The sequence below is a fragment of the Pseudarthrobacter sp. GA104 genome, assembly GCF_009741265.1.
GTDB lineage: Bacteria > Actinomycetota > Actinomycetes > Actinomycetales > Micrococcaceae > Arthrobacter.
Genome location: NZ_WOWL01000001.1, coordinates 70423 through 93110, shown reverse-complemented (window position 1 = coordinate 93110; position 22688 = coordinate 70423). Strand labels below are relative to the sequence as shown.

The following is a 22688-nucleotide window of genomic DNA, read 5'->3' as shown; positions in this document are numbered from 1 at the left end:
TCCTCACACTACCTGCGCAACCTTTTTGGAGCGACCGAAGATAGCCATGAGGGCGGCTCCCACGATGCACACCGCCCCGCTGAGGGTAAAGGTGGTTGCCCATGACCCCGTGTTGTCGATGATGGCGCCGACAATGAAGGGGGCTGCTATCCCGGCAAGGTTGGCAATCGCGTGAACGAAGCCCATGACGCCCCCGACCCGCCGGCCAGGAACGATGTCGGCAACGATGGCGAAGTATTGGGCGCCGGTCAGGTAAAGGACGAAGACCACGGCCGCCATCAGCGCCACCGCGGCGACTGTGGAATCGGCCAGGCCAATCAGCGCGAAGAGAACAGCCGTAACAGTCAGACCGGCGACAATCATCACGGCCCGAGCCGTCGCAGGCTTTCCCGTCCGCCGGGCAATGCGGTCGGTGATAAGTCCGCCAAGGACGAAGCCGATAACGCCGAAAACCCAAGGAATGGTGCCGGCGACGGCGAGTTCTTTCAGGTTCACGCCGCGTTCCTGGGTCAGGTAAACCGGGAACCAGGTCAAGAAGGTGTACAAAACCCACGCGTAGCCAAAGAAGGCAATGGCAGTGGACCAGATGATCGGCATCTTGAAGTAGTGCCTGAGGGGAAGTGCGTCTGCCTCGTCCGCGCCGGAGTTCTCTGGCATCGCCGTGATGCGCTCCCGCTGTTCCTCGACATCCTGCAGGCGCGCCCATGGGTGCATATCCGGGCGGTCACGGACGACGGCGAACCAGCCGATGGTGCACAGGCCGCCGACAGCGCCCAGGACTATAAAAGCCAGTCGCCAGTCACCAATGCTCAGCAGCCACACCACGAGCGGGGTGCCGACGACGCCGCCGAGCGGCGTTGCGCCCTGCACCAAGCCCATAGCCGTCCCCATCTGACGCTGCGGGAACCAGTTGTGCATGGTTTTGGTCGACACTGACCCCTGAGGCCCTTCACCGAAGCCAAAAAGAACCCGGATGATCAGCAACGATACGAAGCCTGTACCGGCAGCCGTCAACGCCGTGAACAGGGACCACCAGGCGACAGCGACGCCCATGATGGAGCGGGGGCCGTAGCGGTCCGAGAGCCATCCGCCCAAAAAGGCGCACGGAACATAACCAAAGAAGAACGCACTGGCCACCAAGCCGAACTGGGCCTTGCTCAAGCCCAACTGTTCAATCATCTGGGGCCCTGCAACACCCAAGGCGGCCCGGTCTGCGTAATTCAGTACGAGCAGAAGAGCGGTCGTGGCCAAAATCAGCCAACGGAGCCGGAAGGCTCCGCGCCGCGCCGTCAATCCTCCAGCGGATGAGGGGGCCGGGTTTCGTAGATCTGGAGTACGGGACATCATTTCACCTCTCTGTGATTTCCGTTACAAACAATATACAGTATGCTGTAGGAAACGCCAGATCGGAAAAGGAGAAAAACTATGGGCATTCCCGCAGACACGAAAATAGCGGTGGATCAGGCAGACCGCTTCCTGCAGCAGCTGCAGGAAGCGGCACCGTCAGTCGCCGTGGACAGGACAGAGGAGAGCCGCCTTTCCCGGGCGGGGGACAGGTGGCCGGAAGCTGCCAAATGGTCCGCCGCAGAGCGGGAGCGCCATCTCCCCGCTGCCGTGATCAGCCCCTCCAGCGTCGAGGAGGTCTCGGAAGTGCTCAAAGCGGCGCAGACAGCAGGCATCGCCGTCGTGCCTTACGGGGCAGGTTCGGGTGTCGTTGGAGGCGTCGTCAATGACGGCGTCTTTGTTTCACTGGATTTGGCCCGTCTGGCAGGGGTCCCTGCGTTCGATGATGAACGGGGGGAAGTCACCGTCGGCGCGGGGATGCTGGGCGCCGACCTCGAAGCGGCCCTGAACGCACGGGGCCGACGCATCCCGCACTATCCCCAGTCTTTGTCGCTGGCGAGCGTGGGCGGACTTGTCGCAACGAGGTCTTCCGGAACCTTCAGCAGCAAGTACGGCAACATCGAGGATCTGCTGGTGGCGCTGGAAGTGGTTCTGGCTGACGGCACCATTGTCAGGACCCGGGCAGTTCCCCGCTCCTCCACAGGTCCCTCCATCGCCCAGCTCTTCGTCGGCAGCGAAGGGACGCTTGGGGTCATTACCGCCGTCACGCTTCGGACTTTTCCGCTGGCGCGTGACAGCAGGTTCCGCGGCATCGCGTTCGACGATCTCTCCGGCGGCTTGGCCACTGTCCGTTCGATACTGGACGCCGGCGTCACCCCTGCCGTGATCCGGTTGTATGACGGTGACGAAGCCGCCCACCTTTACGAGCGCTCCGGTGTCCCTGGTGAGGGACGTGCACTACTTATCCTCGGCCACGACGGTCACGAGTCGGTTGTGGCGTCGGAAGAGTCCGTGGCTCTCGCCGCGGCCGCAGCACACGGCGGGGCCGATCTCGGCGCAGTCCCGGGAGAGACGTGGGAACGAACGCGATTTGATGCCAGTTGGCTTGAACGCGGGAACGCCGGGGGGACGATGATTGCCGACGCCATTGAGGTCTCGGCGGGTTGGCCCGAGCTCGCGGCACTGCACGGCAAGGTCTTGGCAGCAATGGACCCGCACGTGGACAAGGCCTACGCCCATTACTCGCACTTCTACCCCAACGGCGGCGCGATCTACTTCATCTTCTTCACCAGCGGCACGGACCGGCAGGAAGTGCTGGACCGGTACCGGAACGCCTGGGACGCCGCCTTGAGCACCGTTTCGGAGGCGGGAGGCTCAGTCAGCCACCACCACGGGGTGGGCGAGGCCCGCAAAGACTGGATGTACCGCGAGCACGGGAACGCTCTGCAGGTTCTAAACAAGGTCAAGGCAGCACTGGATCCTGCCGGTGTACTCTCTCCGGGAAAGCTGGGCCTGGCCCCGCAGGCGAAAGGACAGGCTAATGACTAACGACGCACCCGTTGCCCTCACTATCGGTGATGCGGCCGGCATCGGCCCCGAGCTGAGCCTCCGGATTGCCTCCGAGCCGGCCTTCATGCCCGCCAAGCCACTGCTGCTCATCGGGTCCGTGGAGCTGCTGCGCCGTGTTGCTGCGGCCGTGGGGCTGGCAACCGAAATCCGCGCTGTCCACGATCCCGCCGAGGCTGCCACCGAGCCTGGCGTCGCCTATGTTCTGGACGCACCCATGGACGCCGCTTCGGTCATCCCGGGACAGGTGTCCGCCGCTTGCGGCAAGGCCGCTGTGGACGCCATCGAGGTCAGCGCCCGGCTGGCCCTCGAGGGGAAGATTTCAGCCGTCTGCTCGGCCCCGGCAAACAAGGAGGCCTTCAACGCCGCCGGTCATCACTTCGAGGGACAAACCGAGATCTACGCCCACCTGACCAAGACCGAGGCCTTCCACACGATTCTCGTCGGAGGCCCGTTCAGGGTGAGCCTGGTCAGCGCCCACTGCTCCATGCTGGAGGCTGTCGCACGCGTCCGGGCGGACCGGATCGAAAGGATCCTTGGAGAGCTCCACACTGCCATGCGCGACCACTTCGGGGTAGCCGAACCACGGATCGGAATCGCGGGACTGAACCCCCACGCAGGGGAGAACGGGGTGTTCGGGACCGAAGAAATCGAACACGTCAAACCTGCACTGGAAAAGTGCCGTGCCGCAGGCATGAACCTCAGCGACCCCCTGGCAGCGGACAGCCTCTTCGCGGCAGCCGAGGCCGGCCGTTACGACGCGGTCCTTGCCATGTACCACGACCAGGGCACCATTCCCCTCAAACGCTACGGATACGTCACGTACGCTGCGGGCCTGCCCATCATCCGCACCACGGCCGGGCACGGCACCGCGTTCGACATCGCGTGGCAAGGCAACGCGGACCCGTCATTGCTGGCCCGCGCCGTTAAGCTTGCCGGGGACCTCGCGCAGTCATCAACAGCAGTAGCGGCATCATGACCCCAGCCAAGGGCTTCATCGGAGTAATCGCCGATGATGTGACCGGCGGAGCAAGCATTGGAGCGGAGGTGGCCCGTACGGGCCACCTCGTCGATGTCGTCCGAACGGGCCAACCCATCCGTCCCGCCAGGTCCATTGTCCTTGAAACCGGCAGCAGGTACCTTGCGCCCTCCCTGGCGGCCCAACGGGTTCACGACGCAGCCGGGCTTCTGACCGATGCGTGCGCAGCCGTTCTTATGAAGAAGATCGACAGTACGCTGAAGGGCAACGTCGCGACGGAGTTGGCTGCGTTTTCCGCAGCCTGCCCTGGACGGCTCCTTATCGCCCCATCGTGTCCGGAAGTAGGACTGACGCTCAGAGACGGCCGGCAGTTCAGACCTGGCGGTCCGGGGCCAAGTGTTCTTGACCTGCTCTCGCCCTCCATGGCAGAGCCCCTGGTCTCCCTTGACCTGGGCACCGTGAGGCGGGGGAGCGGTGAAGTGGCAAAATGGCTGCGGCAAAACCCGGACGGTCCCGTCCTGGCAGACTCGGAAACGGAAGCCGACCTGGCAACGGTCGTGGCGGGGGCCGCAGACGCGGGGATCGTTTCCTTCGGCGGCACTTACGGACTTGGCGCCCCCCTCGCCGACACGTTCCTGGGCAGTGGAACGGCGGGCCTGTTCGTGCCGCCTGTGGTCGATAAGCTGCTTGTCATCGCAGGGTCCGCTTCAGCAGCCACCGCCGCACAACTTTCCTATCTCGTGGCCGCAGGGGCAGAAGAAATAATTCTGGACATAGGCCGGATACTCACAGGCGAGGCCAACGGTGAGGGGGAACGCGCTGCGGCCCGTATCCACTCATCCTCGGCCAGCGTCCTTATTGTGCATACGGCAGCTGCGCGCACCGGGGAAGATGTCAAGCGACACTGCGCACGGCTTGGATGGAACGAACGCGACCTCGCCAACTTTCTCGCCGTCCCCTTCTCCCTCGCGGTTCAGGCGGCACCGGGCCACGCCCTGTACTTTATCGGCGGTGAGACGACCGGAGCCGTGTTTGACGTGCTCGCAATCGCGTCCCTGGCCGTACGCGGGGAATGCACCGCCGCAGTACCCTTCGCGGTGTGCACGACAACACCGCAGTGGCCGCTTATCATGACCAAACCCGGCGCCTTCGGCTCCGAGAGCGCCCTTGCTGGCGCAGCACACACCATCCTCGGCCGGCGCAGCCGCCTGCACAATCTGCCACAGGAAGCCAGCCAGCCCGGCATCCGATAGACCAAAACCCGCACCCTCGGGCACAGGACCGGTCCCAACGAGATCGGCACGCGACCGGGGTGTTGGGAATCAACATTAGGGAGAGAACCAGATGTCCTATTTGCCAAGTTTCCGCCTCGATGGCAAAGTCGCCGTCGTCACCGGAGCCGGCCGCGGTCTGGGACGGCACACGGCACTGGCGCTTGCCGAAGCCGGTGCAGCGGTGGCACTGGTGGCCCGCACCGCCAACGACGTGGAACGGGTGGCGGCGGAAGCCGATGAGCTTGGACTTCAAGCCCACCCTTTTCCCGCCGATCTGACAGACGTTGCCGCGGCCCGAGCGCTCATCGTGCGGATTGCGGAGCACTTCGGCGGACTGGATATTCTCGTCAACGGAGCCGGAACCAATATCCAGCAGAATGCCCTGGACGTCGATGAAACGAGCTGGGACACCATCCTTGACGTCAACCTCCGCGCAATCTTCTTCCTGTCGCAGGCTGCTGCCAAGACGATGATCGAGTCAGGGACGTCCGGAAGGATCGTCAACATCGCCTCCCAGATCGGCTCGGTCGGCTTCTATAAGCGCGCTGCCTACGCGGCCAGCAAGGGGGGACTCGTCCAGATGTCGAAGGTCTTGGCTCTTGAGTGGGCGCCTTACGGGATCCGGGTGAATTGCGTCGGACCCACATTCATAGACAGTCCCCTGGCCCGGCAGATGTTCGAAGACCCGGAGATCGAAGAGGAAGTGATGCGGCGCATTCCCATCGGCCGTCTGGGGAAGTCCTCGGAAGTTGCTGCGGCGGTGCTCTACCTCGTATCCGAAGGCGCCGACCTCGTCACTGGCCACCATCTTCTCGTCGATGGCGGCTGGACCGCGCAGTAACCGGCACAAAGAAACAAGAGCCAAATCAACTCGCACTACAACCAGCGAAGGAGCTGTCATGAAGGTTGGAATCATCGGCGTCGGAAACATGGGCTGGCAGATGACGGATCGCTTGGTGAAAGCAGGCCATCAGGTCTCTGCCTACGACCCCCGCGAGCAAGTCGCACACGCGTTGCCTCAGCTCGGGGCGACAGCGGCACCCTCACCTGCCGCTGTCGCGAAGGACTCCGAAGCAACCATACTGATGGTGCTCAACGCTGCTCAGGCTGATGAGGCGATCTGGGGCGACGACGGCTTCGCACAGTCCGCAGGGCCAGACTCCGTCCTGATTCTGATGAGCAGCCTGCCGCCCGCATTCGTGGCGGACACAGCAGAACGCGCCGCAGATCGCTTCCATATCGTCGATTCACCTGTCAGCGGTGGGGTTGAAGGCGCCGCAGCCGGCACCTTGACGATCATGGCGGCTGGCTCCGAGGCCGCCTTGGAGACCGTACGGCCGGTGCACGAAGTGCTCGGTGAAGCCATCATTCGGTTGGGCAGCCGACCTGGTCTTGGTGCCACGATGAAGGCGATTAATCAGGCGATGTACTTCAGCGCCATGGCCTCCGCGGCCGAAATGGTCGTCACCGCAACCAAGGCCGGGCTCGACCCTGACACTGTCATCGAGGTTGTGGGCCGCAGCAGTGGCGACAGCTGGGCCCTGCGCAACCGGGTCCCACTGAGCTGGCGTAATGAATACAGCAGTGGCGGCTCGCTTGCCGTTGCTGCAAAAGACATGGCAGCAGGACTGGAACTCGCCGAACAGCTCGGTGTCGACGCCAGAGTCACCAAGGCGGCTGCAGAAACTATCCGGGAAGCCGTCGACCGGCACAACGGAGAAGGCGACGACCCCCTCATCGTCGAAGTGATTGAAGCCCGCAGCGGCTTAAGCCTCGCTGACAGAAGCTCACATCAAAAACTTTAGTCAGGGTCGGCTCGCCGAACTTTTCTCCCGGCCCGTTCCTGCTCCGCCTGCTGCGCCAAGGGATCGGCATGCTTGGCCTGCTAACGCTTTTTTGCTTTTAAACCGGAAGGAAAAGGTCATTCAAGAGCAGCTACCGAAAGCTGTGGTCCTCAGTGACGACTTAACCGGAGCCGTGGCTGCCGCGGGCGAAGCGGCCCGGGCGGGGGCGAGAACGGAAATCGTTCACTGGGACTGCATTCCAAGCCTCAGCAACGCCCACGCCCTTATCGTAGATACGAACAGCCGGCTGCTGAACCAGGCAGAAGCGGCTGAACGGGTGCGCGCCTGCACGGTGGCCGCGCTGTACTCTTTCGGCCCCGGCACTCTCATGTACAAGCGCGTGGACAGCCTCTTGCGTGGCAACACCCATGCCGAGATGACAGCCTGGCATGATGTCGTGCAGCGCCCCGTTGTACTCGCCGCGGCCGCACCCTCTTACGGAATCACAACGAGAAGTGGACTCCAAGAGGTGAACGGAATGCAGCTCGACCTTACAGACGCCGTCGGGGAAGAAAACAGCGCCCACCCCTATCAATTGCTCGACTCCGAAGTTCTGTCCCTTCAGGCCCTCCGATCAGAGTCTTTCCCTGTGCGGCTGGCGGCGAACATGTCGGCAGGGCGCAGCGTAGTGGTCGACTCGGAGTCCCTCAACGACCTGAACCTGGTCGCAACCGGAATCCGAAAAGTGCAGCGGGACGGTACTGATCTGGCCCTTGCCGGGTCCTATGGCCTGCTCGGGGCCTGGTTTGAGACAGAACTCGAGCGCGAAAGACCCGGCGTTCTCGTGGTGGCCACCAGCTACCGCGAAGCGACACGGCAGCAGATCGAAGTGATCGCGCAGGGCCTCCATACCATCGTCCTCGATGCCACTAGAGGGGCTGATGGCGTCGTCGACGAAGCGGTCAAAGGGCTGCGCGCCGGAATGAACGTTGCGCTGACCACCATGCGGGACCGGTCAGGCCTCGCTTCGCCCAATGCGGCGGTTGCAGTAAATACTGCACAGACCGCAGCCCGGATCCTTGCCGATGTCACCCCGACAGGGCTGGTGTTGCTCGGGGGCGAGGTCTCCTCGGCGCTGATCCGGCTGCTCAAACCTCAACGGCTCTCCGTCCTCGGCGAACCCTGGCCGGCCACGCCGATCACCAGGATTGAAGGCGGAAACCATGACGGAATGCTGGCCATAATCCAATCCGGTTCCCAAGGCGATGCCATGAGAACCCTTCATGCCATAGAACTGCTCGCGTCGGATGACCGTCGCCGAACCAACACATCTACAGGAGGACAGTAATGGATTTGCCCATCATCGGAGTAACAGTAGGGGACCCTGCGGGCATCGGCCCCGAGATCGTGCTCGCAGCGGCGGCGCAGGAATCGGTCAGAGCCCAGTGCCGGCCGCTCTTAATCGGCAGCATCCCGAATTTGCGCCGTACATGCGAGGCTGTGGGTATCAGCACCGCTTTGGTTGATGTTGATGTCGAGGGCTTTGTGGACGGGGCCCTGGCGGTCCGGAATGTGCCGGGGGTCGACCCGGAGCAGGCATTCGGCATCGCCGCCGCTGAAGCAGGCCGGGCCTCGTACGACTACATAGTCGAGGGCGTAAGGATGGCGCAGGAAGGAGAAATCGCCTCCCTTGTCACCGCACCGATCAACAAGGCCGCGCTCAAGCTGGCAGGCCTGGGGCACCAGGGACATACGGAGTTGCTCGCCGATCTAACGTTGTCCCCCTGGTCACTGACGTATTTCACCGTCCAGGACCTGCGCGTCCTGTTCCTAACCCGGCACCTATCCCTTCGCCAGGCACTTGACAGCATCGATCAGGACATGATCGTCAGGACGCTGGAACGGTTTGTCTCCGTGTCCCACATGGTCGGCCTCGAGTCACCACGTATTGCTCTTCAGGCAATGAACCCACACGGTGGCGAAGGTGGACTCTTCGGCTCAGAGGAGATCGACATTCTCGCCCCTGCGGTGGAGTTGGCCCGATCGCTGGGAATCGATGTCACGGGACCTGTTCCTGCGGATTCGGTCTTCGCGTTGGCCGCCCAGGGACGGTTCGACGTTGTTCTTTCCCTGTATCACGACATCGCTGCCGGAGTCTGCAAATCAATCGACTTTCATGGCACTGTCAGCACGACACTGGGACTGCCCTTCCTGCGCTTTTCAGTCGACCATGGAACAGCGTTCGACATTGCAGGCAAGGGGGTCGCGGACTCACGAAACATGGCCCACACCCTCCTCACAGCAGCCAGATATGCCCACGCCACTCCAAGCCCCGCGGACCTGGCCTGAAGCAGACAGGCAACGCGGAGGTCAGAACCGCCGTCAAGCCGCAGGGGCTGCAGCCCTTCTCCGTTTGCCGCTACGGCCGCGCCGGCCACGACGACGTCAGTCATCCCGCATGCGAATCCCTGCGCGCCTTTCCTCAGGAGCAGGTCAGACGGCGTTGAGATCGAATGGATCGATGACATCATCCCCGGTGAGATGCTTCACGAGTGTGCGGTAGCTGTTGGACAAGTGGGTGCCGACGGCCCTTCCCACTTCCTCGGGGTCTCCGGACCGGGCAGCATTGATGATGGCATCATGTTCGCCAACTGAATGGGGAACACGTGTGGAAACGACTCGGAGAATGTCCCACGGGTATGAGTACCAGAGGTTCTCGGCCTCGTGCGTGACACCGGCAAGGCCGCACCGCTCGATGAAGAGGAAGTGAAAATCACGATTGATGGTTCCCACATCAAGTGAATTGCCTGCTGCATAGGCGGCTTCCATTTGGCGGTTGAGGTCGGTGGCCTTCTGCAGGTCAAGGATCGTGAGCCGGTGGGTGGATCTCTGGATCGCGTAGCCTTCGACGAGTCGCCGCATGACATAGGTGCTCTTGAGGTGCTCCAGATCGACCGATGCGACGCGTACTCCCCGGTGCGGCTCGCCCACGATCAGCCCTTCCGCCTGCAGGGAGCGCAGCGCTTCCCTGACAGGTGTGATGCTGGTATTAAACAGTTCTGCGAGCTTGTCCTGGCGCAGTGATGATCCGCGCGGCAGTTCTCCTGTGGAAATTAGGTCTCGCAGCTGCTGCGTGATCTGCGCACTCTTCGTTTTGATCGTCTCGTCTTCCATCTGTGCCTCCCGTGTGTTGTATTCATTCTCCGCTATAGCGTGTGTAGGTCCTTAAGCTCGGAGTCCGAGTACCAGGCGGGCGGTGCGGACCGAAGCGGCATCGATCATGACACCCTGATCGTCCCGGATCACGCCCTGTCCTGTGGAGGTCGCGGCTTCATAATGGGCCAGCAGCTGCTGCGCGGCGGAACGCTCCTCTTCTGAGATGCCAAAGACTTCAAGTGCGATCCGGACCTGTGCTGGATGAATGCACGCTCGCCCTCCGAAGCCGGCGTCTCGAAGTTTCTTGCTGGACTCGCGGAACCCGTCCAAGTCAACAACGTTGTCCTCGACGGGGGCGATGGGTGCCGGGAGCTCTTGCGCGGCAGCGTTCAGGACCATATTCTGCCGGGCCAATAGCATGTTCTCAGCATGCCTGGCGCGGTGACGCAGGTCCGCTCCGAGGTCCAGTTCGCCAAGTTGTAGCTGGCTAACTTCCTTCATTGCAGACAATTCCTGAAGTGCGAGCACACCCTTGGCGCTTTCAACCAGGAGGCCGATTCTCGGCCGGGGCGCAGCGGCGGCCGGGAGGACCGCGGCTATGTCAAGCACTTGCTGGGTTTGTTCGGCCTTGGGGATCCAGATGCCGCTGAGGTTTTTGGCAGCACCGAGAACCGCAGATTCGCTGATGCCCTGCCCCCCTTGGTTAATCCGGACCCATGTGCCTCCAGGATGCGGGCCTTGTTGTGCAAATTCGATCGCATTGTGGAGCGCATACTCTTTCCGGGAGGGTGCGACGCTGTCTTCCAGGTCCAGGATAAGTGCTGCGTTTCGGTGTTGGCGCGCCTTCCCGAGCAGTGCTGGCTGGTCTGCCGGCACGTAGAGAAAGGCGGGGGTGGTTGAGAACATCCGTAACGATCATTCCTGCTCGTGGTGTCAGTGGGGGGGATAGCCGAGCGGGGGCAGGCCGTTTGCATGGCCTGCCCCCGCGTTTCCCGATAGGGGCTAGTGGGCTTCTGTGGCTTCGATCGAGCGATCCCGGGTTTCCGAGCTTAGTGATACTGCTACGATCCCAACGAGGCAGACGACGATGGTCAGGATTGCGACCGGCCAGTAGTGTCCTGACCAGCCGACGAGGGCGACGGCCACCAGGGGGACGAAGCCGCCGACCGCGGCGCTGGCGATTTCACGACCCATGGAGAGGCCGCTGAAGCGGACGCGTGCGGTGAACAGTTCCGAGAAGAAGGCGCCCTGGGGTCCGAACATCGCGGCGTTGCCTAGGCCGATGCCGATCATCATCGCCAGGAGGACCAGGCTTTCGGTCTTGGTCTGAAGGAGCCAGAAGAAAGGGAAGGCAAACGCCGCTGCAGAGATCGCGCCGAAAAGGATTACGGGCTTTCGGCCGATGCGGTCCGAGAGCCAGCCAAAGAAAGGGATGGTTACGAGAGTCACGGCGGCGCCCAGTGTGACACCAAGGGGTCCGAGGTTTTTGGCCAGTCCGAGCGTGCCGACGATGTAGGAGGTGGCGAACGTGAGGTAAATATAGGAGTTCGCGTTCTGGGCGACTTGGGCGCCCATGAGGACAAAGAGTCCCTTCTTCTGGGTGCGGAAGATTTCGCGTAATGGTTGCTTAGCGACCTGATCGGCTGACTTGAGCTTCTCGAACGCGGGTGTTTCGGATATCTTCAGGCGGATGACCATTGCCACGATGATGACCAGGATGCTCAGGAGGAACGGGATGCGCCAGCCCCAGGAGAGGAAGGCGTCTTCTGGAAGCATGGTGGTAACGATGGCGAATATGCCGGATGACAAGAGCAGGCCGAGGAAAACTCCCACCGCCGGCCAAGATCCGTGGAGGCCGCGGCGGTCTTTCTTGGAGAACTCAACGGCGAGAATCGCGGCGCCGCCAAATTCGGCTCCGGCGCCCAGTCCCTGTATCAGTCGAAGCACAATCAGGATGACGGGCGCCCAGAACCCGACTTGGGCGTAGGTTGGGATCAGGCCCATGGCCAGGGTCGCAGAGCCCATGATCAGTAGGGTCACGATGAGGACGGATTTACGGCCGATACGGTCACCGAGCCGGCCGAAAATGATGCCGCCGAGGGGGCGGGCCAGGAAACCAAGTGCGTACGTGCCAAATGCCAGCAGGGTGCCGACGTAGGGGTCTGTGGTGGCGAACATGATCTTGTTGAAAACGAGTGCTGCGGCCGTGCCGTACAGGAAGAAGTCGTACCACTCCAGCGCGGAACCGCTTAGCGTGGCCAGAGCAATCGGGACCATGGAGGTCCTTTTTTCGACCTGCGGCGGGGCCGTCACGGAAAGGGTGGCGTCTTGACTCATTGTGCATTCTCCTTTGAATTTCACTGGTGGGGGTCCGCATTGAACGGACGTGATGGTGACGCGGTGGGTTTTTAGTGGCTTGGGGAGAAGCCCCGGCGCACTCAGCTCGGGACGTGGTGGTTGGCGAGGATACGGTCTGTATCGGCGCCTTCTCCCGGGACGCAGTCCAGTCGTGGAGGCCATCCCTCTGTGGTGACGACGGGGATGAATGTGTTGACGGCTCCGGCTGGTGTGGAAATCTGCTGGACCCGTTGGCGGGCTGTCATTTGTGGATGGCTGTCCAGTGCCGCAACGTCGTTCATCGAACCGTAGGCGATATTTGCGGTCTCGAGACGGGTCACGGCTTCGGCAAGCGGCGTCTCTTGCAGGTGTGACCGGATGATCAAGTCGAGTTCATCGCGGTTGCGGACCCGGTTCGTAACGCTGCTGAACCGTGGGTCATCTGCCAGTTCGGGCGCCGCCAGAACGGTTCTGCAGAACGACCGCCATTCGCGTTCGTTCTGGACCGCGATGATTGCTGAGCCGTCCCGGCACTGCAGCGGGCCGTACGGGGCGATGGTCGCATGGTGGGCACCATGTCGCCGGGGGGATTCGCCACCGTATCTGCCGTAGTAGTAAGGGAATCCCATCCATTCTGTCAGCGCGTCGATGAGTGAAACTGTAAGCTCCCTGCCTTCTCCGGTAGTTTGGCGTTCGTAGAGTGCAGCCAGGATGCCGCTGTAGGCGTACATGCCCGCCGCGATGTCCGCGATCGATATTCCGGCCTTCGCGGGCGCGTCTTCGCTTCCGGTGATCGATACCAGCCCCACTTCTGCCTGGATCAGGAGGTCATAGGCTTTTCGGCCGGCCATGGGGCCGCCCTCGCCGAAACCGCTGATGCTGCATGTGATCAAGTCCGGGTTCTCGGCGCGGAGTTGGCTGACGGGGATTCCCAGACGGTCAATGGCACCGGGAGCTAGATTCTGGAGGAACACATCGGCTGACGCGATCAGGGACTGAAGGGTAGCGATTCCTTCAGCGGTCTTGAGATCCAGGGTGACTGACTTCTTGTTTCGGTTCAGCCAGACGAAGTGGCTGGATAGGCCGCCGACGGTGTTGTCATAGGAACGGGCGAAGTCGCCTCCGCCAGGCCTTTCGATTTTGATTACGTTTGCTCCGAGGTCTGCCAGCTGCCGCGAGGCAAACGGTGCAGCGACCGCCTGCTCGAGCGCGATGACAGTGATGCCGCTGAGCGGAAGGCTCATGACTCAGCCGACCTTTTGTCTACCGGGATCCCCCAGTATTCAGACCTCAAGTCCTCGTGGACGCCGGGGACGTTTACAGCGAACACCTCGAGCACTTCTGTGTTGGTTGAGGGATTGAACAGCTCGTGTGCGACGCCGGCGCGGTGATGAAAAACATCCTCGGGGCCAGCGTCGTAGAGGACACCGTCAACGCGGACTTTGCCGTGTCCGGAGATGATCAGGTATATCTCGTCGCCGTAGCCGTGTACGTGTTCGGGGAAGCCCCGACCGGGTTGAACCCTGATCAGGCAGTAGTCCATGAGCCTTCCCGGATGGGCGAGGAAGTTGATTGGGATATCGGTCGGGCAGCCGGGGAATTCTGCCGTCAGGACTGGCTCGCGGAGGTTACCTTTCGGAAGAAAGCCAGCATCCTCGCGGGCCTGGTCCAAGGTCTTGTTGAACTGTTTCGTTGCCTCGGCCAGTCTGCCGGTGAGGCGTGAGAAACCGTTGCCCGTAAAGAACTCTGTGGGTGTGTGCATTGCAAGCCTTCCTATGCTGGTATGTGCGTGTTGAGCTGAGTGGTGTGGTCGAGTTGAACAACGGTCCGGCCGACGCTGCGGGGTCTGTTGCCGGCCGGATCGAGAACGTCAATCGCCTCATTGAGGTCGATGCGGTCACCGATGACCGCATCCGGATGGATCCGTCCCTGCGACATCAGGTCGAGCACTTCCCTGATCTCGGCGTTATCGAACGAGTAGCTTCCGGCGATGACCTTCTCTTCACGTACCAAGGCGTCTCCACGGGCAAGCGCAATCGGTTTATCACTCAGTCCCACTACGTTGACGCGACCGCCACGTCTGGTGTTTTCAATAGCAATGGCGACGGTTTCGGGCGAACCGACAAAATCGAATGCATGATGAGCGGGCAACGAGGACTTATCCAGGTCCTTCAGTTCTTCTACCGTCCTGGCCTCCGTAGCTCCGTTCCGAGAGGCAGCACTCAGTGCAGCCCTGTCGACGTCCAGCACGACGATGGCACCGGCGCCCATCGCCGCCAGAAGCTGCACGGCGCTGAGCCCGAGCCCGCCTGCCCCTATCACCAGGCAGGCATCACCGGGCCTGACGCCTGAACGCCGGATTGCATGAAGAGGCGTGGCGAATGCATCTGTGGCGATGGCGGCATGAGAGTAAGGAACGTTGTCAGGTATGCGAATGACGTTCGTCGAGGGCACGCGGGCGTACTCGGCCAAGCCCCCGTCCAGAGCGACGCCGAGCCCCTCCCTTCGGAGGCAGAGGGACGTCCGTCCCGTGCAGCAGTAATCGCAGGTGCCGCAGCTGACCAGGAAGTTGACCGCGACCCGGTCGCCGACCTGAACCCCTTCGGCCCCAGGCCCCAGGGCTGTCACTTCGCCGGCTATTTCATGACCCAGCGTTCGCGGGTATTCCGGCAATGGGTTGTGTCCTGCGATGATGTGATGGTCAGAACCGCAGATCCCCGCCGCGCGCACCCGTACGAGAACCTCCCTTGGGGACAGAACCGGCACGTCTACGTTGTCGATCACCGGGGCATTGGCGATATTGTGCAGACGTAGCGCCCTCATGCTTGTTTCCCCCTCATCGCGCTGCCGCATCGAGGTCCGGCACAGGATCGGTTCCGGCCGTAAGAGTGATGGCGGTGCCCGTCACGTTAAGGAGGAAATTGTCCGGGAACGCACGTCCGATCTCCATGATGGCCTCCATCCCGGTGCAGTGGCTTGGCGCGATCACCTCGACGTTCGCTTCGCGTAGTGCGTCTATCGTCTTTTCTGTTTTGACCCGGGGACTGCCAGGGAATCCGAGGTGGAACCCGCCGAAGACGCCCACGACTCGGCTGCGGCCGGTGATCTTTTTGGCGTAGTTGATGGTGTTGATGATGCCGGCGTGGCTACAGCCGGCAAGGATGATGATGCCATCCTCACCGATCTCAATAACTAGGGCTTGGTCGTCGGGGACGACGTCCGGTTGAATCTTTCCGTTGACGATGTGCAGCAAGGCGTTGGGAGCAGTGAGGTCTGTCGGCGCGTTCTCGAAGTCGACCTCGCGGGGTATCGGGCCTGTGGCGATCAGGCCGGGACCAATCTCCAACGGCTCGACATGTTCAACGACGAGGCCTCCGCGCTCACCGATTGAGTCCTTTGTAAGACCGTAATTGAAGTACGGGGCAACTTGGCCGGAAGCAAGCCTGAGATACCGCGGCGCGAACGCTTCCGGGTGGACGGAGACCGGGACCGGAGCCTCACGGGATTCGAGCAGTCCCAGCAACCCACCGTAATGATCAGGGTGGCCGTGGCTTAGGACGATGTGATCAATACTGTTGCTCTCAAGTTCGAGGATCTTCATGTTGTGCAAAAGGACTTCACTGGACATCCCGGTATCGAACAGGGCGCGGTATGTATACCTACCCCAGGAAACCTCCACGTGGAGGGCTATGCCGTTTTCGCCCGTCACGCACTTCGTCTTCGGATCAAAGTGATGAGCCAGACCCGTGCGGGTGACGTTGGGGAGGTCGGGCAGGAGCATATCGACGTAGTTGTCAGTGATCATTGTGAGTTTTACGCGATCTACACCGGTCATGTGGACTCCTTCTTTGGTGAGGTGCAGGAAGAGGGCTGGCACTGTCCCGCTTCGGCCGCCCAAGACCAGCAAGAATTACGGCCCGGAGCGTTTCTTTTATCAGCAGGTCTTCGGCAGCAACGTCGCGCTAGCCCCTTGTGATCTTCACCATAACCGATAATGCATTATTTGCGCAATGATCCATTTGTTGAGGTAAGTATGCAGGACGCTACGATGTCGCGCCTGCCCCACCGGACGTTGGAAGTCATCGCCGGCAGTTGGTGGCGCGCCAATTCCAGCCTGCCGCCGGAGCAGTGCGCAGCCTGTAGAATGCATTGTTGATCAACACAATGCATGAAGCGGGAGAGCAACCTCTGTTGAAAGGCGGACCGTATGTGTCGTCTCGACTCAGCGCTGAGGAGATACGATGATGGGCTTCGACCATTTTGGACGAGTGTGCGATCCTCCAAAGGTCAAGACGGATCCGGAGGTCACCAGCCCATGCTGTCGAGAATTACGGCGGGGTGCACCAGCGGGGAGAGCCTGAGGTGGCCGCTCTGGCCGAAGCTCGACACCGGTCGATGGTACAAGCGCCGGCGGGAGGACCGATCGGCTCGCGTTCGATAAGGTCGATGGAAGTCGGGACTGGGAATGGCCTTCAGCATGGCCGCAGCTCCTACGTTGACACTTTCTGCTGCACCTTTTGGGAGCAATCCCCGGATCTGAAGGGTTCTAGTTAATAATGGGCGCGCTCAGCTATCTAGCCGCTTCCGCCCCACTAAGAATGGCAAGTGCCGGTGCGGCTGTAGCCCTTCCCGTTGTCGCAGCGGAGCAACTCGGCGATGTCGCCGTCGGTGGTCTCTTGGTGGCTGCATCGCTGGGTCCTAGTGTCCTCGCTGCCCCACTGGTCGGTGTTGCCCTGGATCGGGCACGCCGGCCTGGTACATTAGTCGCCGCATCGGGATTGCTGACCGCGGTGGCCTTAGCTGTGACTGCCTTCATTGGCCAAATACCGCTGCCGGCCGTGTGTGCCGTCCTAGTGGCGGCCGGGACGGTGTCGCCCTTCTATATGGGCGGGTTGTCAAGCTTCGTGGCCGGTTCTACACCGGATGTGCGCAGGGCGTTCGCCTACGACGCCCTCTCGTACAACATCTCGGCCGTAGCTGGGCCGGCGCTGGTGGCGATCATAGCTACATTCCTGCCAGCCCGCACTGCGCTCTGGGTCTTGGCCGTTGCTGCCTCCCTTGGCTCCGTGGCCGTATGCACCCTCGGCCTTAACGCCCGCTCAGGTGACAGCGGTTCGCCATGGCAGGCCATCAAAGCCGGCCTGCACAGAATCTCCAACCATCGGCCCCTTGCAGTCGTCACCGCGTCATCAACCCTGACGCAACTCGGCCAGGGCGGTTTGGCGATCGCGGGCGTAGCTCTGTCACTCGAAAGGGCCGGATCACCCAGCTCGGGCGCGGCCCTGATGACATCTTTCGCAATTGGCAGCCTCGTAGGTGCCCTCTTCGAGACGGCCCGACCCACCCGACAGCGTCCACACTTCGTCATGATGGCGTGCTTTCTTGCGACAGGACTGCTGACAATCGCCGCTTCGTTTGACGTTGGGACCACTTGGACCACCATTGTCATAGGACTGTCCGGGATCTTCACTGCACCCAGTGCAGCCGCGATGCTCTTCCTTCGGAACCGACACAGTCCGCCTCTCCTCAAATCCCAAATTTTTACTGTGACTGCAGGCTTGAGGGCCACTGCCTCTGCGGCCGGTGCAGCCTTGGCCGCCTCGGCCGCAGGACTCGGAGGAGCGGTGACCGTGGGGGCGGTTGGTCTCATCTGGATCGTTTCCGCGGTGCTAATGGTTGCGTACCCAATGCCGGACATCGTCCGGACACCTTTCGAGGACGGTGAAATGATCGGGCATTGACTGCAAAACGCGTTCAACGTCGTCGAAGGCCGCATACCCGTTGATACGGGGCAATAACATGATGAGGGGAACAGGGGCCGCGGGCAGGACACCAGAATAGCCATGGAACGGGAGTCCGCGCACCTACTACAAATCCCGTGCTTTGAACGCCGATAACCGGCGATCCGTAAAGCTGGAGCTAAGAGGGCCTAGTCAGGCGGCAGGTATACGTATCCCCAAAGGTCCTCCGACACATCGAAAAGCCGAGCGCCGATCTTGTCAAGCTCTTCTAATCCGAGCGAGGTGGAATGCCAGCCCGGATTCTGCCCGACCGGAACGGGACCCTTTCTTCGTCGGTGGAAGAAGGTCGTTTTGCCCTCAAACATCAGTTCTCCCACCCGGCCATGCAATATCTTATTGCGTTGCTCCAGGGCAGCTTTCGCTTCCGTGAGCATGGCCAGGACTTCGGTCTTGTCCTTCTCGCTGACCTTGTTTGAATCAGTCACCAGTTTCCTAGCAAGCTGGATTACCGATGAAGCACTCATGTTTACGGTCACGGCGTATCCAGCTTCGCGGTTGTCGCTGTTGATCAGCCGCGCGCACAGTTCCACAAGATTGTCTTCTACGGATGCGGCCCAGATAGCTATCCGTCCTACAGCGGCTTCCCCCTCGGGGGTCGTACCGGTGTAGGTGCGGTGCCCCTGCACCGCCGCGTCCTCTTCCATGCTGGTCAGCCTATTGTGGGTTGGAGGCCAACGGAAATTTACCGATAGATGAGCGATTCTGTAATGTAACGACGGCCCAGTCCGAACGTCGATAGCAGACGTTCGGTCGCCCTGCCATTCGGACGAGTCCAACGGTGTTTGGCTTGGGACACATCTAGCTGCGCGCGGTGGCGCGGCGGTCGCGGAGGCCGATTGGAGTAGGACGGAGTGGACAAAAGGGAAGTGTTGACAGTGTCAACACTTTGGGCTTCGGACTGGTTAGTAGGTCGGTCGGACTGCTCCGAATTCCGCATGTTTTCGCGGGTTCCCAGTGCTTGCAGGGCTGGGAGTGCAGTTCGAGTCCCACCTCGGGCACGACGTTTTCCCTCGTCAGAGGCTTTTTTGCTTTGACGTGTGTACAAAGCTTGTGGTCGCGTCGCTCTGACGGCTGGTTCGCGGGCTGTGGCCTGGCTGCCGCGGAGCCTGTTCAGGTGTGTGGGGTGGCGGGTTCAGGTCCCTGGCTGGTGGCCCTTTCGCTTGCTGTGGCTGGGTTTCTGGGTTCCTCTTTCTGGTTCTGTCGGGTGGGCCCGGGGCGGCCTACATCTATTCATGGTCCGAGGTGGGGGAGCACGACATGATCTAGCCGACTTTGGTGGGGAGCTTTCACGAAGAGGTCCTCAGGGTGTCTCGGGAGCTGCAGGCGCACGCTTTGTCCTGCCAAAGGGGGTGTGGACACTGTCCACACTTAAGTCTGCTTTATGGGAGTCCCTTGGTGCGAGCAGAGCGGAATGGAATTACGGATCGCGAAGGCCTGTGGCGCCTTGGCTGCCGGCGGAGAACGTCCAAACGACCACGAAGATCAGAGCGACAACCAGCGAAACAGGCGTGGATGTTGATCGTTCAAAAATTGTGGGGGAGCGGGCCCTACGTCTCCAGGATCGGGCTCGACCCCTAACACACTGAGTGCTTGGACCGACGGCAGGGATTGGGCCTATGGCTGCTCCGGCAACCTGAGATAGTCCGCACTTCGGTTTTCCCGATCCGGCCAGGTGAGGGGGCAATGTTGAGCTGAGCCAGAAGTGTCGGGTTTCGATCCGAGGGCCCCTCCAAGCCAACGTTCAAAATGAACAATCGAACCTCATTCTGGCCATACGCGGGCTTCCTGGCTGACGGTAGCTTAGGGTGGAACTCAAGCTGACATGAGATCAAACTGACCGGTTCAGTCACTATCTTCTCCCGCGACGAAGCCCTGTGGCAGGCTCTGGGAGCCCCTGGGTCTCGACGATGCCACAGGCACCAATGAGTGGTGGCGCCACTACTCTGACCAGCACATGCGCGTGCTGCTTTATCCCCAGGGTCCTTCTACCGTTGCGAAAATCCGCATACAGGGATCCAGGTCACGAGGAGCCGAAACGCCGGACCGGTCAAATGGTTCCCTTGTTCGCGACCAGCACTTACGCGGTAACCGGAGAGGCATGACTGAGGGACGAGACCAGCGCTTTTATCGCCGGTCTCGTCCCTCGAAATCAGGTTGGGTTCAGGTGTTGCTAGACGTGTGCCTGGGTAGCCGGTTCCGGCGATGCAGCCGGCACGTACTCGCGCGGTGATGTAAGTGTACCGATGGTGCTGATCAGGCCGACGAGACCGATATAGGCGATGAGTAGCCAAGGGGAGCCGCCAGCGGTTGCGATCAGGAAACCGGCCAGCAGCGGGAGTGGTGCACCAAATGCCATGCCTGAAAACTGGAATCCGGTGGACATGCCCGAAAGTCGCACGTTGGGAGGAAATAGGCCTGCGAAGAACGAGGCCTGTGCGCCGAAGGCAAGTCCGTGCACCAGGGGGAACAGGACTGCGATACCGAGGATGAGTGCAACGATATTGCCGGTATCGGTCAGGGGGAATATTGCCGCAAAGACTACCATTCCGGCTGCGCAGGCGGTTAGGTAGACTCGCTTGGCCCCGATCCGGTCGGCCAGCAGGCCGCCGGCGAGGATGGCGAAGAAATCCACCACAGCGGCGAGGGCAACAACCGCTAGGACGGTAGTGCGTTCGAAAGATCCGTGCTTGGTGGCGTAGTCGAGGATGAAGGTTGTTGAGGTGAAGAAGGTGACGTTGATGATGGCTTGTCCCAGGAACACGGTTAGGACTGCGCGGGGATGGCGGCGGAGGGCCTCGAGCATCGGGAATCGTACGATTTCGCCGTTCTTGGCCGCTTCTTTGAAGTCCTCGCTCTCGGGCAGGCGACGGCGGATGTATTGGCCAACAACGACAAACACGAGGGTGAGGAGGAACGGGACTCGCCAGCCCCAGGTGAGGAGCTGATCTTCGGGAAGCATGTAGAAGAGGAGAGATACACCCGAGGAAAGAAACAGACCCATCGGTACACCCATTTGTGGGAAGGCGCCGAACAGGCCGCGTTTGCCTGGAGGGGCGTTTTCAACGGCGGTTACAGTGGCGGCACCCCATTCACCTCCGCAGGCCAGGCCTTGGAGGAATCTGAGGATGACAAGGCCGATGGGTGCCCAGACCCCGATTGCACTGGCGTCGGGGAGCAGCCCGATTGCCGTGGTGGCTGTGCCCATGAGGATGAGTGTCACCAGCATGATGTTCTTGCGGCCCAGCCTGTCTCCGAGGTGCGAGAAGATGATTCCGCCCAAAGGACGGGCAAACCATGCGGTAGCGAATGTAGCGAATGACAGCAGTGTGCCGGTGGCAGGGTCAACGCCAGGGAAAAATATCCGGTTGAAGACCAGTGCGGCGGCGATGCCGAAGACGTAGAAGTCGTACCATTCGATGCCGGCACCGACCATGGTGCCGAGAGCAGTTGCGCGATTCTTCTCGCGCTGGGTAAGGGTGGAGCTCACTGTTGTTCTCCTTTGAACCGTGGATCCTGGAGGAAGGGGCGCGGCCACTCCCCGTTGAAGTGGCCGCTCTTGAATTGGAAGATTTGACTCATTTAGGGCCAGTTCGCTTACGAGAAGAGCTGTTTGATCTCGCCTAGTCCCTCGATCGTGCTGACGAGCTCCTCGCCTGTGCGCAGGTAGCGTTTGGGGTTTCTACCGAAGCCCACGCCGTCAGGCGTTCCCGTGAAGATCAGGTCTCCCGGGGCAAGTTCAACGACGGATGACAGGTGCTCCACCAGAGTGGGGATGTCGAAGATCAGGTTTGCGGTGGATCCGTCCTGGAGCACTTCCTCGCCCACGGTGCAGCGCATTTTCAACTGTCCGGGGTCCGTCACCTCGTCGGAGGTCGTCATCCAAGGCCCTACTGGGGCGAAGCCGGCGTAAGACTTTCCGAGTGAGAATTGGGGTGATGAGCTCGCAGCGAATTGCAGGGCGCGGTCTGATAGGTCCTGTCCAACCGCGTAGCCGGCGATGTGATCCAGGGCTTCGTCTTTGGAGATGTTGCGGCCTCCGCGCCCAATGATGGCAACGAGTTCGATCTCCCAATCGACGCTGTCGGAGGGCAGTTGAATTGCCTTCCGTGCCCCTGACAGCGACGTTGAGAATTTAGTAAAAACGGCTGGAACTTCGGGAGCTGCGATCGAGACTTCTTCAGCATGCGCCTGGTAGTTCATACCGATGGCGAAGATTTGGCGGGGGTCGGTGATCGGACTTTCCAATGAATCCCATGAAACCGGGAAAGTATCGGAGTCAAAATCGTGGTCTTTCACGCAGGACTTCAGCTCGTCAAGGTGGGCGAGTAGCTCACGTGTGTTCGACGGAAACTTGCCGTTTGACCATTTTTCGATGTCGACGCCTTGCAGGTCCCCGCCATTTTCAAATATCAGTGTGGCACGGTCGTTGATAGATGCGATGCGCATT

19 protein-coding genes and 1 pseudogene are annotated in these 22688 nt (G+C 61.3%); 9 read left to right on the top strand and 11 right to left on the bottom strand.

Annotated elements, in window-relative coordinates; all coding sequences use genetic code 11:
- Positions 1–3: 3 nt before the first annotated feature.
- Positions 4–1344, bottom strand: coding sequence for an MFS transporter (locus GK109_RS00405; RefSeq protein WP_157242484.1), 1341 nt, complete (start codon positions 1342–1344; stop codon positions 4–6).
- Positions 1345–1425: 81 nt separating this feature from the next.
- Between GK109_RS00405 and GK109_RS00400 the strand changes: the two genes are divergently transcribed.
- The 7 genes from GK109_RS00400 (at position 1426) to pdxA (GK109_RS00370) (ending at position 9296) form a co-directional block, all read left to right on the top strand.
- Entirely contained in the window at positions 1426–2892 is a 1467-nt protein-coding gene (locus GK109_RS00400; RefSeq protein ID WP_157238279.1) for an FAD-binding oxidoreductase, read from the top strand.
- Positions 2885–3889 carry a 4-hydroxythreonine-4-phosphate dehydrogenase PdxA gene (gene pdxA / locus GK109_RS00395; protein WP_157238278.1) on the top strand — a complete coding sequence of 335 codons (1005 nt, stop codon included), beginning with the start codon at positions 2885–2887 and terminating at the stop codon, positions 3887–3889. Before GK109_RS00400 ends, pdxA (GK109_RS00395) begins: the two co-directional genes overlap by 8 nt.
- Entirely contained in the window at positions 3886–5142 is a 1257-nt protein-coding gene (locus GK109_RS00390; protein WP_157238277.1) for a four-carbon acid sugar kinase family protein, read from the top strand. Before pdxA (GK109_RS00395) ends, GK109_RS00390 begins: the two co-directional genes overlap by 4 nt.
- 91 nt (positions 5143–5233) lie before the next feature.
- Positions 5234–6004, top strand: a complete 771-nt coding sequence (locus GK109_RS00385) for an SDR family NAD(P)-dependent oxidoreductase (RefSeq protein WP_157238276.1) — start codon at positions 5234–5236, stop codon at positions 6002–6004.
- Positions 5982–6968 carry an NAD(P)-dependent oxidoreductase gene (locus GK109_RS00380; protein ID WP_157238275.1) on the top strand — a complete coding sequence of 329 codons (987 nt, stop codon included), beginning with the start codon at positions 5982–5984 and terminating at the stop codon, positions 6966–6968. The genes GK109_RS00385 and GK109_RS00380 overlap by 23 nt, the downstream gene beginning before the upstream one ends.
- 91 nt (positions 6969–7059) lie before the next feature.
- A complete protein-coding gene (locus GK109_RS00375) occupies positions 7060–8295 on the top strand; it encodes a four-carbon acid sugar kinase family protein (protein ID WP_157238274.1) in 1236 nt (411 codons plus the stop codon).
- Positions 8295–9296 carry a 4-hydroxythreonine-4-phosphate dehydrogenase PdxA gene (pdxA, locus tag GK109_RS00370; protein ID WP_157238273.1) on the top strand — a complete coding sequence of 334 codons (1002 nt, stop codon included), beginning with the start codon at positions 8295–8297 and terminating at the stop codon, positions 9294–9296. The genes GK109_RS00375 and pdxA (GK109_RS00370) overlap by 1 nt, the downstream gene beginning before the upstream one ends.
- Positions 9297–9440: 144 nt before the next feature.
- Here the strand turns inward: pdxA (GK109_RS00370) and GK109_RS00365 are convergent, their stop codons facing one another.
- The 7 genes from GK109_RS00365 to GK109_RS00335 form a co-directional block, all read right to left on the bottom strand.
- Positions 9441–10121: a GntR family transcriptional regulator gene (locus tag GK109_RS00365; RefSeq protein WP_157238272.1), complete on the bottom strand. Its 681-nt coding sequence runs from the start codon at positions 10119–10121 to the stop codon at positions 9441–9443.
- 51 nt (positions 10122–10172) lie between these two features.
- Positions 10173–11009, bottom strand: coding sequence for a CoA ester lyase (locus GK109_RS00360; protein WP_157238271.1), 837 nt, complete (start codon positions 11007–11009; stop codon positions 10173–10175).
- 96 nt (positions 11010–11105) lie between these two features.
- The gene (locus GK109_RS00355; RefSeq protein WP_197432364.1) at positions 11106–12440 is read right to left on the bottom strand and encodes an MFS transporter; all 1335 of its coding nucleotides are present in this window, start codon (positions 12438–12440) and stop codon (positions 11106–11108) included.
- A gap of 101 nt (positions 12441–12541) precedes the next feature.
- Entirely contained in the window at positions 12542–13684 is a 1143-nt protein-coding gene (locus GK109_RS00350) for a CaiB/BaiF CoA-transferase family protein (protein ID WP_157238269.1), read from the bottom strand.
- Positions 13681–14202, bottom strand: coding sequence for a cupin domain-containing protein (locus GK109_RS00345; protein ID WP_157238268.1), 522 nt, complete (start codon positions 14200–14202; stop codon positions 13681–13683). The genes GK109_RS00350 and GK109_RS00345 overlap by 4 nt, the downstream gene beginning before the upstream one ends.
- An 11-nt stretch (positions 14203–14213) precedes the next feature.
- Positions 14214–15263 carry an alcohol dehydrogenase catalytic domain-containing protein gene (locus tag GK109_RS00340; RefSeq protein ID WP_197432363.1) on the bottom strand — a complete coding sequence of 350 codons (1050 nt, stop codon included), beginning with the start codon at positions 15261–15263 and terminating at the stop codon, positions 14214–14216.
- A gap of 13 nt (positions 15264–15276) precedes the next feature.
- Positions 15277–16275 carry an MBL fold metallo-hydrolase gene (locus GK109_RS00335; RefSeq protein WP_157238266.1) on the bottom strand — a complete coding sequence of 333 codons (999 nt, stop codon included), beginning with the start codon at positions 16273–16275 and terminating at the stop codon, positions 15277–15279.
- 721 nt (positions 16276–16996) lie between these two features.
- On the opposite strand from GK109_RS00335, the gene GK109_RS00330 reads away from it, so the two are divergent.
- Positions 16997–18181, top strand: coding sequence for an MFS transporter (locus GK109_RS00330; RefSeq protein WP_157238265.1), 1185 nt, complete (start codon positions 16997–16999; stop codon positions 18179–18181).
- 188 nt (positions 18182–18369) lie between these two features.
- On the opposite strand, the gene GK109_RS00325 is transcribed toward GK109_RS00330, so the two are convergent.
- Positions 18370–18885, bottom strand: a complete 516-nt coding sequence (locus GK109_RS00325) for a hypothetical protein (protein ID WP_157238264.1) — start codon at positions 18883–18885, stop codon at positions 18370–18372.
- Between the two features lie 1247 nt (positions 18886–20132).
- On the opposite strand from GK109_RS00325, the pseudogene GK109_RS00320 reads away from it, so the two are divergent.
- Positions 20133–20471: pseudogene (locus tag GK109_RS00320) on the top strand (hypothetical protein); the annotation flags it as partial.
- On the opposite strand, the gene GK109_RS00315 reads toward GK109_RS00320, so the two are convergent.
- Together GK109_RS00315 and GK109_RS00310 are read right to left on the bottom strand one after the other, a co-directional pair.
- A complete protein-coding gene (locus GK109_RS00315; RefSeq protein ID WP_157238263.1) occupies positions 20412–21728 on the bottom strand; it encodes an MFS transporter in 1317 nt (438 codons plus the stop codon). The pseudogene GK109_RS00320 and the gene GK109_RS00315 overlap by 60 nt on opposite strands.
- A 107-nt stretch (positions 21729–21835) precedes the next feature.
- Positions 21836–22687 (bottom strand): fumarylacetoacetate hydrolase family protein, encoded by an 852-nt coding sequence (locus GK109_RS00310; RefSeq protein ID WP_157238262.1) that lies wholly within the window; start codon positions 22685–22687, stop codon positions 21836–21838.
- Between the last annotated feature and the right edge of the window lies 1 nt (position 22688).

Excerpts from the sequence above, each read along its gene's own strand:
- GK109_RS00325 (WP_157238264.1), bottom strand. The coding sequence starts at position 18,885 with ATGGAAGAGGACGCGGCGGTGCAGGGGCACCGCACCTACACCGGTACG.
- GK109_RS00355 (WP_197432364.1), bottom strand. The coding sequence starts at position 12,440 with ATGAGTCAAGACGCCACCCTTTCCGTGACGGCCCCGCCGCAGGTCGAA.
- GK109_RS00310 (WP_157238262.1), bottom strand. The coding sequence starts at position 22,687 with ATGCGCATCGCATCTATCAACGACCGTGCCACACTGATATTTGAAAAT.
- GK109_RS00345 (WP_157238268.1), bottom strand. The coding sequence starts at position 14,202 with ATGCACACACCCACAGAGTTCTTTACGGGCAACGGTTTCTCACGCCTC.
- GK109_RS00350 (WP_157238269.1), bottom strand. The coding sequence starts at position 13,684 with ATGAGCCTTCCGCTCAGCGGCATCACTGTCATCGCGCTCGAGCAGGCG.
- GK109_RS00360 (WP_157238271.1), bottom strand. The coding sequence starts at position 11,009 with ATGTTCTCAACCACCCCCGCCTTTCTCTACGTGCCGGCAGACCAGCCA.
- GK109_RS00400 (WP_157238279.1), top strand. The coding sequence starts at position 1,426 with ATGGGCATTCCCGCAGACACGAAAATAGCGGTGGATCAGGCAGACCGC.
- GK109_RS00390 (WP_157238277.1), top strand. The coding sequence starts at position 3,886 with ATGACCCCAGCCAAGGGCTTCATCGGAGTAATCGCCGATGATGTGACC.
- pdxA (WP_157238273.1), top strand. The coding sequence starts at position 8,295 with ATGGATTTGCCCATCATCGGAGTAACAGTAGGGGACCCTGCGGGCATC.
- GK109_RS00380 (WP_157238275.1), top strand. The coding sequence starts at position 5,982 with ATGGCGGCTGGACCGCGCAGTAACCGGCACAAAGAAACAAGAGCCAAA.
- GK109_RS00405 (WP_157242484.1), bottom strand. The coding sequence starts at position 1,344 with ATGTCCCGTACTCCAGATCTACGAAACCCGGCCCCCTCATCCGCTGGA.
- GK109_RS00365 (WP_157238272.1), bottom strand. The coding sequence starts at position 10,121 with ATGGAAGACGAGACGATCAAAACGAAGAGTGCGCAGATCACGCAGCAG.
- GK109_RS00335 (WP_157238266.1), bottom strand. The coding sequence starts at position 16,275 with ATGACCGGTGTAGATCGCGTAAAACTCACAATGATCACTGACAACTAC.
- GK109_RS00385 (WP_157238276.1), top strand. The coding sequence starts at position 5,234 with ATGTCCTATTTGCCAAGTTTCCGCCTCGATGGCAAAGTCGCCGTCGTC.
- GK109_RS00340 (WP_197432363.1), bottom strand. The coding sequence starts at position 15,263 with ATGAGGGCGCTACGTCTGCACAATATCGCCAATGCCCCGGTGATCGAC.
- pdxA (WP_157238278.1), top strand. The coding sequence starts at position 2,885 with ATGACTAACGACGCACCCGTTGCCCTCACTATCGGTGATGCGGCCGGC.
- GK109_RS00330 (WP_157238265.1), top strand. The coding sequence starts at position 16,997 with ATGGGCGCGCTCAGCTATCTAGCCGCTTCCGCCCCACTAAGAATGGCA.